Source organism: Sodalinema gerasimenkoae IPPAS B-353 (assembly GCF_009846485.1).
Lineage (GTDB): Bacteria > Cyanobacteriota > Cyanobacteriia > Cyanobacteriales > Geitlerinemataceae > Sodalinema > Sodalinema gerasimenkoae.
The window spans coordinates 482,508-497,507 of record NZ_ML776472.1; the positions used below are offsets into that span (position 1 = coordinate 482,508).

Sequence of the window (15,000 nt, forward strand, 5' to 3'; positions counted from 1 at the left end):
CACGGACGATTCACGCAGCGAAGGATTTAAGTCAGTGAATATCTCCCCTGCATTGTAATCGCCCCAAAGAGCATCGTCAATGGTCATGAGGAATGGTCATGAGGGGCTTGAGCCATCAACCGTCACCGCCACAAGGGTCACCAATCCATCATCACAAATTGGTCTGGGGTTAACAGACTCGAATCCGCATCATTGAGAATTGCTCGGGTTTCTGTTCCTTCTTCCAGGATGGCGTCAGCCCCGGCTTGGCTAATAGTAAGTGCCTCTTGAGTCAGACCATCGGCTAAGCCAATTTGGTCAGTCTCGGCGTTAAAGTCCGTAATTACATTCTCCCCACCATTGGGACGCAGGACAAAGGTATTATTGCCGCCGCCCCCAATGAGGGTATCATTCCCTAAATCTCCCGAGAGGACATCATCGCCGTCACTCCCTTCAAGGATGTCATTTCCCTGACCGCCAACGAGGGTATCATTGCCCCGACCAGCGATAATCCGATCATCGCCGGGGCCCCCCATGAGTAGATTATCGCCCTGGGTTGCCGTTAGGCTATCCTGACCAGACCCCCCAATTAGGGTGTCGTTGCCATCTCCCCCTTCAATGAAGTTATCTCCTGCCTCACTCCACATCAGGTTATCGCCTCGGCGGTTGATGAGCCGATTATCGTCCTCATTGCCCAAGAGGGTATCATTGCCATCTCCTCCCCAGACATTTTCAATCTGGGTGTTCTCATCAATGGTCAAGGGTTGACCTGCCAAGACCCCCGTTGCACCTGGATTGATGTCAATGAGACTATCGGAACGCATGGCGGCGTTGATGGTATGGGTTCCCTCGGGATTACTTAGAACCTGACGCTCGGGGTCATTTAACTGGCCATACTCTTCCGTATAGATGTAGGTTTCATTGGGGGTCATTTCATCGCCATAGACCTCTAAATCCCAATTGTTGAGTGTTCCCCCTATGCCAGATTCCCCATCTTCAATGGTTAAAGTCCATTCTCCTTCACTGGTTTCACTCCAGTTGAAGGTACTGGAGAAGGTGAAATCAATGCCATCTTGGTAACGCTCACCCAGTTCTATCGCGATGGGGTCTTCCGTAAACGCCTGAGGATTATCACGAAATTCGGCGAAGGGAGCCTCTAGGGGATTTCCCATCTCATCTATACTTAGATTAATGGTCTCCAGTTGGGAGCCATCAAATAACACACTCTCGGTTCCCGAGGGAGAAGTGAGGGTGATGACCAAATCTTCAATTGCCTCATGGGAGACATCCACGGCAATCTCCGTCTGTTGCAGTTCCAAGCCTTCCGGAAGAGTGATGCTGTCGGAAATGGTTGCCCCATCGGGAATCTCCACCGCCGCATCAGAACTCTCAGCTAGACTGGCTTCATTGACCCAGGTGCGTTGTGAGGGTTGGTCAACCCAGGTGTTTTGCAACGTCCAACTTTCGGCTAAACGGACGGCGGTATGACCATCTACTAGACCAAAGCCATAGTCATGGTTGGCATGGAGACCCCCACCATTCCAATTCTCGGCACCATTGAACTGCCAATCGTCGTGAGTGGGGTCATTTTGTCGTGCGGAATAGGCGAGAATTTCTTGCACATCCCGATGGCCGAGATAGGGGTTGGCTTCGAGCATTAACCCCACCACACCGGAAACCATAGGAGCAGCGGCAGAGGTGCCATCAAAGCTAGTGGTGTAGTTCAGGTTGGGGGTATTATCCGGGTTCTCAGGGTTTAAGGGATTGTTATAGCCCTCAATCTCCATAAAGTCAGTGGTGGCAATGGTTCCTGGAATTTCGTCTCCATCCCCATCTCCAAAGGCAGACACCAGCAGATTCGCACCCTGACTACTGTAGGGAGCGGCAATTCCTTGACCGTCGATGGCGGCCACTGCGATGGTGTGACGGGAGTTCGTTAGATTGTTATAGTTCGCGTGATACCCTAACGCTTCCCGCGAATTGCCGGCTCCCCAAACGAAGACAGTTCCTAGACCATCACGACCCTGGGTAATCCCAACCTCAAGTGCTTCTTCTAATTCAGGGTCGGTTTTGAAATTCTCTACAAAAGGATTACCTGGTGCCCAACTATTATTGGAAATATCAAAAGCTGCCTGACGCATGAGTGGATTTGCCGGATTTGCCTCTATTCCCCCCGTTTCATCGAAGATATCACTGAAACGAAACCCGGTAATATTGGAGTTGAAGGCAACCCCAGTCGTACCGATGCCATTTTGGCCCCCAGAAATAATCCCTGCAACGGCAGTTCCATGGGCAGGCCCAGCGGGGTCGGGGACTGGTGTCGCTTCGCTGAGGTCGTAGGGGGGAGTTAACCCACTTGGGTCAAAGTCATAGTTTTCGATAAGATTTTCGTGGGTGGCTTGTATCCCTGTATCAACAACGCTAATGCTGACACCCTCGCCGGTGTAGTCGTCCCAAACGTTAGATGTATTGGGGTCGTGGTCAATCAAATTCAGGTCAACCCTGGGGGTGCGACCCTCCTGGCCATCGTTGTAGATGTACCACTGTTGGTCGAATAGAGGTCCGAATTGCATACAGAACTATTGAGCTTGCTACGTTGACGTGGAAGGCTGCCCGCTGACCGGCGATGACCGAGGGTCAGAAGAGACAACTCCTGTTCGTTATATATTCATATGGTGGAACAAAGACCTATGGTTTTCAAGGGGAATGTCTGGATATCATGGCGAACCTAAGGCTGAGAACGCTGTTTACGGGCTTCGATGACCCGTTTTTGATAGGGGTCAACATCTTTGCGCCAATAGCACTCGATGTCCTTGTCCTCGCACATCGGAGGGGGGATCAAAACAGATAACCCACCCAAAGGCTAGCTCTAACGTCTAACCTTTGGGTGGGTTCGGCTCAGTTAGTGGAGACTCTTAGGTCAGCCTCTGGTAACTGAGTCTTTAGGTGAAACTGATCTCCAGGAAACTTTCAGGGGTTAAACTAGCTGAGTCTACATTATTGAGAATAGCCAGCGTATTGTCCCCTTGACGAATCAAAGCGTCACCGCCAGCCTGTGCCAGGGTTAAGGCTTCTAAAGTTAGACCATGGGACAGTCCAATGCGATCGCTCCCCACGCTGAAATCAGTAATTAGTGCTTGTCCTCCATCCGCGCGAATAACGAAAATATCGTTTCCGCCGCCGCCGGTGAGGGTGTCATCCCCGAGATCTCCCGAGAGAATATCATTACCCTCACCACCGATGAGAATATCATTACCCTGACCGCCGAAGAGGGTATCATCCCCATCTCCCCCCAGAAGCGTATCATTGCCCTCATTGCCGAAAACCAGGTTATTGCCCCGATCTGCTGTAATTACATCATCGCCCATACGAGCCGCGATAATATCATTCCCCCGTCCTCCATTCAGACGGTTGTTAGCATCATTGCCCACCAGGGTGTCATGACCATCTCCTGTGAAAGCATCAATAATCAGCGTTTCTCCATCTAGGAGAAGGGGTTGGCCAGCCAGGGTACTCGAGGTTCCAGGATTGAGGTCAAGAAAACTATCAGACCGAATGGCTGCCGCGTTAATGGTGTTGCTGCCTTGGGTATCTCGCAGCACTTGGCGCTCAGAGTCATTAACAGTGCCATACTCCTGGGTATAGATGTAGGTGTTGTCAGTGGTCACCTCATCTCCGTACAGTCGCAAATCCCAGCCATTCAGGGTACCCATCTCTCCGGGCTGAGTATCGGTGATGGTCAAAGTCCATTCCCCCTGCCCCGTTTCTGCCCAGTTAAAGCTACTCGAAAAGGTGAAGTCTATCCCTTTTTGGTAAAACTCCCCAAGTGCGAGAAAATCAGGATCGTCGGTGAAATCCTCGGGACTTTTACGGAAATCAGCAAAATCGACTAGACGTTGGATGCCGTCCTCATCCTCCCCCAAATTGACTTCTTTTAATCCAGGTCCGTCAAAAAGGGTGCTTTGAGTGCCAGCGGGAGAGGTGAGGTCGATGACTAGGTTCTCTAAAGCCCCATGAGTAAGATTCAGAGTAATTTCCGTGTAGTTCAGATTGACCCCGACGGGGATTGTGATGCTATCAGTGGCGGCTCCCACATCTGGAAGGACTACGTTAGGGGCTGAAGTTCCCTGAACCACCTGTTCATTGCCATGAGTGCGTTGGCCAGTCCAGGTTTCTGCTAAACGAACAGCCCCATGGGCATCGACTAAACCAAAGCCATAGTTAGGATTTACATGGAGTCCACCTCCGTTCCAGGTGGTTGCTCCATTGAACTGCCAAGCACTATTATTCGGGTCTGTCTGGCGAGCGGAATGGGCGAGAATAGTTTGAACATCTCGATAACCCAGTTGTGGGTTGGCCTCTAGCATCAGGGCAACCACCCCGGATACCATGGGAGTAGATGAGGAGGTGCCATTGAATAGGCGCGTGTAGTTGACGTTCTCTAAGTCTTGAGTACTTTCATCCTGGGGCGGGTTACCTCCAGCGTCTCCCATGAGGTCTGTGGTGACAATACTTGCGGGAATCTCCCGTTCGTCATCACCATCCCCAAAGGCGGATACCAATAGGCTGCTTCCAAGATTGCTGTAAGGCGCGTGAATGCCATTGCCATCCATGGCTGCAACTGCGATAGTGTAACGGGAGTTGGCAGCATTTTCATAGTCACTGCGGAGTCCTTCAAGCCGCTCATTACCAGCCGCCCAGACAAAAACGGTTCCTAGTCCATTTCGTCCGGTGCTGACTGCTGTTTCCAATGCCTCGGCAAACTGGGGATCAGTCGCAAAGTTGCCGTCAAAGGCATTGCTTCCACCCCAGCTATTATTAGAAATATCAAAGGCAGCTTGGCGGGCAATGATACTTGCATCTTCTAAAGTTATATCGTCATAGCGAAATCCTGTAATTTGTGAGTTGAAGGCAATCCCTGTTATCCCGGTGTTATTGTTGGCAACCCCAGCAATAATACCGGCTACGTTGGTGCCATGGTCGTCCTCCGGGTTTAAAGGACGGCCCTCATCAGGATCGTAGGGGGGAATGAGACCCAGAGGCTGGCTATTGTAGTTGGCAGCCAAATCCTCGTGGGTTGCCTCAACACCATCGTCAATGATGGCAATGGTCACGCCTCGACCGCTGTAGTCATCCCAAACATTAAAGGTATTAGGATCTTCATCGATAAGGTTTAGGTCGATTCGAGGGGTTCGACCGTCTTGGCCGGTGTTGTAGAGATACCACTGTAGTCCAAAGAAGGGATCGTTCGGTAATGATGTCATGATGTTGATCGAAATTCTAAACGAACACGGGACAATTGAGGTGTCATGGTTCAGACACCTGAGGAATAAATGGGTCGGGGATTTCTCCTGGGCAAAGTCCAAAAAAAAAGGAATACCCTAAAAGGTGAGCGTAAGTAACTCCCTCACAGGATGACTGGCTTTCTGTGATGTATCGTTATTTTCAGCCAACTTCTGCCATAATCCTAATCTCTGCGATTGCTGTCGTCAAGACTTTTTTTATTAACAAAATCGCATGAATCTTAACAGAAAAAGTCTTGACAAATAAGTCATTGCTAAACTAAAGCTTCAATTTGCTTTTTTTCTGGGCTTCGATGACTCGTTTTTGATAGGGGTCAACATCTTTACGCCAGTAGACTCGATGTCCCCGCACCTCGGCCCCATGGTCTTGGAGGCACTTTAACCAGGGTCTATATCGTCTAATCGCTTCTGGGTTATCGAGGAGTCCCCATTTTTGTTCTTGTTGCGTGAGCCGACGGAAGCGGTCATAGTTAGGATAGTCTGGGGTTACTAATTCTTCTTTTTTATGCAGAATAAAGGGGTTTTCAAATAACTCGTACTCGTAGCGACGAACCCGCAGGTCTTGCAGGTCAATTTGCATGATGGTTTTGATGATGGGATGTGCCTTGGCATCAAAGTCAGGGCAGTAGAAATAGGAAATTTTGGGGCGTTGGGTGTGAAATTGGATCAGGGTTGTGTCGTCCATTCTGCCGATAGTTTGGCTGGCACAGCCTTCATAAAGACGTAATAGGGGATCGAGTTCGTCGAAGGCGCTGGCATGGACGAGTAGGCCTCGGGACGATCGCTGCCCAATTTCACTGCGATCGCACAACTTACCCAACCGTTCTAAGCTCCCTAAACCATATAACATTAAATCTGCTGCCATTAATGCCTGTTTATAATTCCCAAAAAAGGCGCGAATGTCATATTGAATGGCTAAATCTAAATCGCTAAAACGGGGGCGATCGCCCAAAGCGGTTAGAGCTAAATAAATCAAGAGTTCTTGGCGGCGACGTTCACAAATCTCCTCCCACTCCGCCTCATCGGTCGCTTGCAGCACCACGCGAAAGGCACGACGGACACTGCCAAAGATATCCACAATATCCGCTTCTTCGGGTAACTCCGTGGGTTTGGGAAGGCGGCCGCGATCGCCAAAAAACTGCATCAGCGGCTGTAACGCCTCCTGATACTCCTCAAACCGCTGCACCGACACTCGCACCCGAGGGGTTTGAGTGCGAGAACGCAAGCGAGACACCCGAAAGGCCTCGCGCTGTTCCAAATTACGAAACACCCCATACACCCCCAACCCCAACGGTAGGGAATCCACCCCCAACACCCCGTCAATATAAGCCTTTAACTCCTCCTGTTCATAATATTTCTGAAAGGTTCCCCGCTGGGTGACCACTCCATCGCCATAGACCAATTCTCCCTCATCGCGATCGCCCACCAACACCTGAGCCGACACCAGCAATACATCTTGGGTTAACTGCCAAGCGTTCTGCAAGGCTTCCCGGCGTTCCTGGGGATCTTCAATGACATTAATCACATAGCCCAAATTCACAAACCCAGCCGGTTCTAAGGGCGTATCCGGTTGATAATAAGGGTCCCATCCCTGAGTTACAATCCCCCGTTCATTGAGCCGCTTTACATCCCCACCATAGCCACATCCATAGTCAAAAGTGGACGTTTCAGGGGTTAACAATCCCGCCTCCAATGCTAACTTAATCGGACGAGACAAATCATGGCGCACCATCGCTGCGCGGTGACGTTCAATGCTTGCTTTCAGGGGGTTATGGGTTTCTCGGCGGATTAACTGATGTCCCTGAATCTCGACCCCCATATCTTGCAAATAGCGTTGCCAATTTGCCCGAGTGCCAATATGGCGGGTATTGTCGAGTAGGCCTAACTGTTCCTCTTGCTGGGTTAAGGTAACAAACTGCTCATAACCGGGATAATTCTCTTGTACAAAAGTTTCCTTGCGATGCAGAATCGGGGGATTTTCTGAACTGTGGTAGTTGCGTTGACTGACAGTTTTCTGTTGTAAGTTCACCAGGATACTTTGCACCAAGGCCGGATGCGGATTGGCATCAAAGTCAGGATAAGACAGATAAGACAGTTGTGGATGCGTCAGAGAGAACTTGACGAGGGTAGTCTGTTCGAGTTGTTCAACTTCTGTGGCGGCGTAAGCTTCATAGAGGCGCAGGGGAAGGGGAAGACTCTCCAGCGCACTGCGATGGACATAGAAGGCGCGGGGGAGAAGTTTCCCGACGCGACTCTCGTGACAGGCGCTCACCATCTCCTCATGGGGGAGTTGTTCGAGGAGTTCCGTTCCATCTTGCGGCGTTGACACCAACAGTCCCACCTCTCGGGCCATGTCAATGAGAGCTTGTAGGGAATCAGAGACGGTGGCTGGGGGAGTCATGACCAGGAGGGGTGAGGGGTGAGCGGATGGAGATTAGTCCGGTTTGGGGATGATGGAAAACTCGACTCCATCCTTCTCAAGATAATCGTAACTGAGGTGATCTGTCACATTGGTATCCGTCAGTTCCAGATTATAGAAATCGACCGTTTCCGCCTCAAAATAGGGGCCAGCGTGCCAGGTTCCGCGATGCAGCTTCACGAAACAGGTTCCGGGGATGTGAAAGGCTTTGAGGCGCGTTGCATCGGGGCAGTTGCCCTGAGTGGGAGGGGCCACCGCCAAATACCAGTTTTGTCCCTGTAAGGACCCTAAACATTGGCTGCAACGCTCATGACGAGTAATTTGGTGGAAGCGATCGCCGCGATAATGCAGTCGCATCAGATAGAAGCGAGGTTGTCCCTGGTTTAACTCTAACTGGGCATCTTGCGCGTCAAAGGGTTTGCCATCCTCTTGAGGGGTAATCAGTTGGCCATAGGGGGCAAAACTCTCGGCGGTAATGGGTTCGGGGTGGAGTTCTCGAAGCTGGGTCAGCATCGGTGTAATTGGGGGTGTTTACAGCGCGATCGCCCCCCATCATAACTCGTCAGGGTTGATGCCCTGCGATCGCAACAACTGCGCCAGTCGTTCTGCTCGTTGGCGTTCCTCCTGTAATTCCTGTTCCCGTTGTTCTGCTCGTTGGCGTTCCTCCTGTAATTCCTGTTCCCGTTGTTCTCCCCGTTGGCGTTCCTCTTCTAAGGCCAATTCCGCTCGTTTGGCCCGTTCATCCCCCGTCAATAGCAAATTTCCCTGACTATCCCACCACCGTAGCCAGGGTAAGACCATGTTGCCATAGCGTCCTTGCCAAATCCCCAACTCAACCCCCAGTTGTGGAATTGAATAATGACCCCGTTCATTGGCACTGACGAGTTCATAGCGGTTTTCAACTAAGTGATAGACCTCAACTTGGGCGTTCTGAACCTCGTAAATTCCATAAAAGGCAGGGCGAATAATCTGTTCATAGACCCAGAACTTGCCGGGTTTTTGACGGGTTTCTGATGTGCGATCCAGGGGAGTGCGATCACGTTCCTCAGAGCCATCTCCCGAGACAAACTCAAGGGCAATTAAGGGGGGAATCCACTCTTGCCACAACACATAAGAACGCCGTAACTGTCCTTCAAGGGTGGGTGGCACATTGGGAACATAAAACCAGTCCAGACATTCGGCTCCCCGTTCTGGAGGGTCTGTGATGCGCCAATAAATGCCACAATCTTGACCAATGGCATAGTGTTGATCCGGATGTAGCCGCTCTAAGATGGGTTGCAGGGAATCCGTCAGGACGATACTTTGGGGATGCTCCTGAAAGTTTTTCACAAAGGTTCCATCAGAATCAGGGAGTTGGGTATGATCCGGTAGGGTCTTTAGATCCGGTTGTGAGGATTTGGCGATGGTCATGGTTGAAAGGAGTTCATCGCAGTAGTTATTTGATTCTATCATCGAAGACCTGAGACCATGAGCAGGCCTACGGTTGTGTCGGCCCTGGCCTCAACCGGTAAACCGCCTTAAATGTTCAGCCAGATGAGGCGATCGATGGGAGTGCGATCGCCCACCTCACCCCCCGTTAGACGGTAAAGATATTGTAGTTGGGGCGCATTGGGGGGAGTACAAATCAGATACCCCGTCGTAGGACCTTCACCGGAGAAACAGTTGAATTGCTCCCGGCCAGGAGTTTCTCCCCAAGTCATCCCCACCCGCACCCCGTCGGGCCCGGCGATCGAAGAGTCCTCAAGGGTGATGCGGAGAATCCCCTCCTCAGGACGATTGGGGTCTTTTGGGTCGAGTTGCGCCACCCGAGTGTCCCCCTCAAAGACCTCAATCACCGGGTAGGACAGTCCCTCACGGGAGATGACCCCAGTTTCCACCCGATACTGGCTCAATTTATCCTGAATGCGATCGCCCTCAAACGGCGTATCCCCAGAAATTTCTCCCCAACCAGCATTCGTCAACTGGGGGGATGGGGTTTGCACCAACACCTCCCCAGGACTCGTCGGCGTGGGTTGAGTCGCCTCACCCTGCGAGGGCCCACCACAGCCGAACCCCAGCAGCAGGGCCAGGACCGTCGCCAGATGTTTCCCTGGAATCATCAGTGACCTCAACTATTCACCGTTGTTTGCTGAACTTGAGGCTGGAACTGGAACAGAGAGTAAACGACATCACGGCGGATATCAATCATCATCTCTAAGAACAGCTCATAGCCCTCACTCTTATACTCAATCAGCGGGTCTTTCTGACCATAACCCCGCAGACTGACCGACTCACGCAACGCATCCATCTGTTGCAAGTGTTCCCGCCAGAGGGTGTCAATCCGTTGCAGAATGAAGAACCGTTCCGCCTGACGCATTAACCCCGCCTGGATTTTATCCACCTGCGACTCTTTCATGTCGTAGGCGATATGCACTTGCTCATGGAGGAAGGTTTTAATCTCGTCAACCGCCATATCCTCCAACTGACTCGGCTGCAACTCTTCCAAGAGATAGACAAACTGCTTCACCTTGTCCACCAGCTTATCTAAGTTCCATTCCTCTGAAGGCAGTTCTGGGTTGATGTAAGCATCGACGATGTCATCCATCGTCATTTCTGCATATTCAATCACCCGCTGCTTGAGGTTTTGCCCTTCCAATACCCGACGGCGTTCAGCATAAATCGCCCGACGCTGGTTGTTCATCACCTCGTCATACTCAAACACCTGCTTACGGATATCGTAATAGTAGGTTTCGACCTTCCGTTGCGCGCCTTCGAGCGATCGCGTCAACATCCCGGACTCAATCGGCATATCCTCTTCAACCCGAAAGGCATTCATTAAGCCGGCCACGCGATCGCCGCCAAAAATCCGCAACAAGTTATCCTCCAGACTGAGGAAAAAGCGCGTCGAACCGGGGTCACCTTGTCGGCCCGCACGGCCTCGCAACTGGTTATCCACCCGGCGAGACTCGTGGCGTTCTGTACCAATCACATGCAAGCCACCCCGTTCAATCACCGCATCATGTTCTTTCTCGGTGTAACTCTCATAATGCTTTAAGAGATTCTTATAGACCTCTCGCAACTGAGCCACGACCTCATCATCCGTGGGGGCCTTCTCGGCGGCGATGGCGATGCGTTCCTCGGCGTCCAACTCTGGTAAACTCCGTTCACCGTAGGTCTTCACCGCGTTATCCACCATCTCCTTAAGTTGCTTCTCCAACTCAGGAGTGAGTTCCACCGGGAAAATCTGCGGCGAGGCTTTCCAGGTTTTGGGTTTAGCCACTGTATCAAAGCCTTTCCCCTTACTGCGGCTGCGACTGGCTAAGGCTTTCGGTTGGGCAAAACTGCTTTCATCCTCCGGCTTCACCAACCGGGGCATAAAATACTCCCGCAACTTCAAACGGGCCATATAGTCCGCGTTCCCGCCGAGGATAATGTCCGTCCCCCGTCCCGCCATGTTCGTGGCAATGGTAACTGTCCCACCTCGTCCGGCTTGAGCGACAATCTCTGATTCCCGTTCTACGTTCTCTGGCTTAGCATTGAGGAGATTATGGGGAACCTGTAACTGACTCAACAGTTTGGACAGAACCTCCGATTTTTCCACACTGGTGGTTCCCACCAACACTGGGCGGCCTGCCTCATGTTTCTCGGCACATTCTTTTGCAACCGCTTCCCACTTAGCCGGTTCTGTCTTATAGACAACATCAGCCAAATCTCTCCGCAGTAAGGGACGATTGGTGGGAATTACCGTCACCCGCAACTTATAGATTTTCTCAAATTCCGACTCTTCCGTTTTCGCCGTTCCCGTCATCCCGGCTAATTTGGGATAGAGCAAGAAGAAGTTTTGATAGGTAATGGTCGCCAGGGTTTGGGTTTCCGGCTGAATTTCTAGATGTTCTTTGGCTTCAATGGCTTGGTGAAGTCCATCACTCCAGCGTCGTCCCGGCATCACCCGTCCAGTGAACTCATCCACAATCACCACATCGCCATCACGGATGATGTAGTTGACATCCTTAACAAAGAGTTCTTTAGCTTTAACGGCGTTGAAAATATAATGGGCCCAGGGGTCTTCCGGGTCATACAAATCCGTCATCCCCAGCAGTTCTTCCGCCCGAGCAAAACCTTCGTCAGACAGCAGCACATTCCGGGCTTTTTCGTCAACTTCATAATCTTGAGGTTCGTCCTCCGTGCCCCGCACTAACTGGCCCGCCACTTCTGCCGCGCGGCGGTATTTCTCACTGGGCCGTTCCACCTGGCCGGAGATAATCAGGGGGGTGCGGGCCTCGTCAATCAGAACCGAGTCCACCTCGTCGATGACGCAGTAGTTAAAGGGCCGTTGCACCACTTCCTCGATGGAGGTGGCCATGTTGTCCCGCAGATAGTCGAAGCCTAACTCGGAGTTAGTGCAATAGGTGATATCGCAGTTATAGTTTTTGCGCCGTTCATCGGGGGTCATTCCCTGTTGAATTAGCCCCACCGACAGGCCCAGGAAACGGTGAACTTGTCCCATCCACTCCGCATCTCGGCGGGCCAGGTAGTCGTTGACGGTGACGACGTGAACCCCTTTACCGCTAATGGCGTTGAGATAGGCGGGAAGGGTGGAGACGAGGGTTTTCCCTTCCCCGGTTTTCATTTCGGCAATTTCGCCACTGTGGAGGACGATTCCCCCCAGAACTTGCACATCGAAGTGGCGCATTCCCAGTACCCGCCGGGAGGCTTCGCGCACCACTGCAAAGGCTTCTGGGAGAATTTCATCGAGGATTTCATCTTCCTCTTCCCGCGATCGCGCCTTGGACAACGTTTCCCGAAACTCAGCCGTCTTAGCCACCAACTCCTCATCAGTCAAGGGTTGGATATCTGGCTCAAGAACCTTCACATCCGCCACAAGCGGCTCAATTTTCTTGAGTTTCCGGGTATTGGGGTCGCCGAACAGTCGTTTAAGCATAGGAGGAGCGGGAAGCGTCTATAACAAGAGTTGGCGATCGCACGCTTGGGGTTGAAAGCGTCGGCATCGCGTTCAGTCAATGGATTGAAACACTGTATTTATGTTAATCCTACCACTGCACCCCGACTACTGAACGGGGGTGGAATCCCCCTTGAGTAGGACGGGATGATCTAAACAAGGAAAGTTAATCACATCGGCGGGAGTTTGCCGAGAGGGGTTAATGTTGGGGTCAACGACACCGGCAACACGCAGGGCCTTGGTGACGAGTTCGGAACAAAACAGCCGTGACAAGTCTTCCGGGGCCGAGAGTCCTAAGCGTTCCCAGAGTTTAATTCCCGCTCCCACAACTCGGATATTGTCGTAAGGGACACGCTGACTATGGGTTTCTCGTAACCAGGCTTCCATTTTAGATCGGCCTTCGGGGGATAGGGGTTCTTTGAGGGGAAACCACCACACCGAGCCATCGTACATGAGGGTTCGTTTGGAAAGCCAGTTCATCTGCACGCCTTTGATGAGTTCTTTGCCTCCTTTGGAGGCCACCTGGTGGCTGGTTTCGGTGGTGGCCTCGACGACTAGAACACTGTCGCCGAAGCCTCCCCCCATGCTGGCGGTGAGGACGATTCCTACATGGGAGTACATGGAACCTGTCCCCCACTTAATGACGTCGGAGAAGCCAGTGTTGCCCGAAAAGCCGATCACATCTCCGGTTTTCATCTGGGGACGATGTTGTTCATAGCGCGCCAAGATGCTTTCCCGGCGAAAGGCGTTGCCAAAGGCTGCTCCAATTCCCATCGATGAGATCCTCTATTGGTCGTTTCTCCCGATGATACCTTAGGGGGGAAGGGAACAGGGAACAGGGAACAGGGAACAGGGGGGAAGAAGGCAATAGGCAACAGGCAACAGGCAACAGGCAACAGGGAATGGGGAACAGGCAATAGGCAGGATTTGTCGCAGATCACACTTTGGAGGATGATTATGAGCCGGTTGAATCAACGTTTAACAGGTCGCAGAACATTAGAGCAACTTAGACAGTGGCGTTATCCCTTATCTTTCCTGCTGTTGGGGACAGTTTTGGTGACGGGGGCGATCGCCGCTCGGACCTTTGGAACTTCGGGACGACGGGGGTTTAGTGGTCGTCCGGGACGGACTGGGGAGTCGGGACCGAATCAAGCCGTGATGGTGGATGGCCAGCCCAAGTCTCTGCAATTGATGGGGTACTCGGGGACCGATGGCGGTGATGGCGGCCATGGGGAGGATGCGCGACATTGTTCTCAACCGAGTGGGGTGAGCCATGATTTGCGCGGGGCCAGTGGCGGTGATGGGGGGAATGGCGGTGATGGGGGCGATGGCGGTGATGGCGGTGATGTGAAACTCTATTATCAGGAGTTAGAGCAGTTACGGGAGATTTTTGTCGATGCTCGACCGGGAGAGGGGGGCTATGGTGGCTATGGTGGCTATGGCGGCCGGGGCTGTTCCTGTCGTCGTCGTAGTTGGACGGTGAATGATCGCCGCTATCGTTGTACTGATGGCAGTTCGGGACGGCGGGGACGCAATGGCCGCACGGGGGAGGATGGAACTCTGGGCCGGTTGCGAATTGTTGAGGGAACCACTCCCCTGGAACCGGAACAGCCTACGGCGCAATTGCGGTTGTCAGAATTCGATCGCCCCTTGGCCTTATCTAAGAATGTCTGGTTGCGTCGGGGTGGGGCCCGGTCTTTGTTAGCGTCGGGATCGGTGGTGGCGGATGAGTATGAGGAATTTGTGGACCGTCTGGAGCGATCGGTTGCTTTGGCATGGGGGAGCGATCGCCCTCAGTCGGACTTTGCGGATCTCGATGTGAGGCTGACGTTAACGGAGAATGACACCATTGAGGCGAGTTTTCCTGATGACCTTTGGGTTCAAGGTTCCATTTTGGAGGAGGAGGGGTTAACGACCTATCAGATTGATACCATTTTGCGGGAAGCGGAAGCTACCGAGTTGGCGATCGCCGATGCGAATCGCAATCCTCGCGAGTTCAAGATTGCCCTAGTGGATACGGCGCAACAATCGGAGATTTTAGAGAGTGAATTTGCGGTTAAAATTCGCTCGACGGGGTCGCGGGTGGGGTTCCGTCATATTCGGGATTACCAAACCCGCTATGAGGGGGAGATTCCGGCTCATCTGGTGTCCCGAGAGCATAATCGCTTTGTCCTGGATTTATCGGGCCTTCCTTTGGAAACTCGGGATTTCCCCTCTCGGGCCCAGGTGGAGGTGGAACTGTTGATTACTCGTCGTTTGGGAGACCATGAGGCGGAACAAACGGTGCTTTGGCAAGGACAACTGGATTGAGCGGGGAAACTCTCCCGAACCCCGACCATGAGAGGATTTCCCGCCCTTCC

At 52.3% G+C, this 15,000-nt stretch carries 9 protein-coding genes; 1 reads left to right on the forward strand and 8 read right to left on the reverse strand.

Features of this window, described 5'->3' with window-relative positions; genetic code table 11:
• Positions 1 to 137: 137 nt before the first annotated feature.
• The 8 genes from L855_RS02155 to L855_RS02190 form a co-directional block, all read right to left on the reverse strand.
• A complete protein-coding gene (locus L855_RS02155; RefSeq protein WP_159783651.1) occupies positions 138 to 2,552 on the reverse strand; it encodes a S8 family serine peptidase in 2,415 nt (804 codons plus the stop codon).
• Between the two features lie 369 nt (positions 2,553 to 2,921).
• On the reverse strand, positions 2,922 to 5,243 hold the full coding sequence (locus L855_RS02160) for a S8 family serine peptidase (protein ID WP_159783653.1): 2,322 nt from the start codon (positions 5,241 to 5,243) through the stop codon (positions 2,922 to 2,924).
• 298 nt (positions 5,244 to 5,541) lie between these two features.
• Complete coding sequence (locus L855_RS02165; protein WP_159783655.1) at positions 5,542 to 7,683, reverse strand: DNA phosphorothioation-associated putative methyltransferase; 2,142 nt, start codon at positions 7,681 to 7,683, stop codon at positions 5,542 to 5,544.
• Positions 7,684 to 7,716: 33 nt separating this feature from the next.
• Complete coding sequence (locus L855_RS02170) at positions 7,717 to 8,214, reverse strand: ureidoglycolate lyase (RefSeq protein ID WP_159783657.1); 498 nt, start codon at positions 8,212 to 8,214, stop codon at positions 7,717 to 7,719.
• Between the two features lie 39 nt (positions 8,215 to 8,253).
• Positions 8,254 to 9,111, reverse strand: coding sequence for a Uma2 family endonuclease (locus L855_RS02175; RefSeq protein ID WP_159790908.1), 858 nt, complete (start codon positions 9,109 to 9,111; stop codon positions 8,254 to 8,256).
• Positions 9,112 to 9,218: 107 nt separating this feature from the next.
• Positions 9,219 to 9,800 carry a DUF1131 family protein gene (locus tag L855_RS02180; RefSeq protein ID WP_159783659.1) on the reverse strand — a complete coding sequence of 194 codons (582 nt, stop codon included), beginning with the start codon at positions 9,798 to 9,800 and terminating at the stop codon, positions 9,219 to 9,221.
• 8 nt (positions 9,801 to 9,808) lie between these two features.
• The gene (gene secA / locus L855_RS02185) at positions 9,809 to 12,622 is read right to left on the reverse strand and encodes a preprotein translocase subunit SecA (protein ID WP_159783661.1); all 2,814 of its coding nucleotides are present in this window, start codon (positions 12,620 to 12,622) and stop codon (positions 9,809 to 9,811) included.
• A 126-nt stretch (positions 12,623 to 12,748) separates the two neighbouring features.
• The gene (locus L855_RS02190; protein ID WP_159783663.1) at positions 12,749 to 13,414 is read right to left on the reverse strand and encodes a hypothetical protein; all 666 of its coding nucleotides are present in this window, start codon (positions 13,412 to 13,414) and stop codon (positions 12,749 to 12,751) included.
• 183 nt (positions 13,415 to 13,597) lie between these two features.
• Between L855_RS02190 and L855_RS02195 the strand changes: the two genes are divergently transcribed.
• Positions 13,598 to 14,950, forward strand: a complete 1,353-nt coding sequence (locus tag L855_RS02195) for a collagen-like protein (RefSeq protein ID WP_192924978.1) — start codon at positions 13,598 to 13,600, stop codon at positions 14,948 to 14,950.
• Positions 14,951 to 15,000 lie beyond the last annotated feature (50 nt).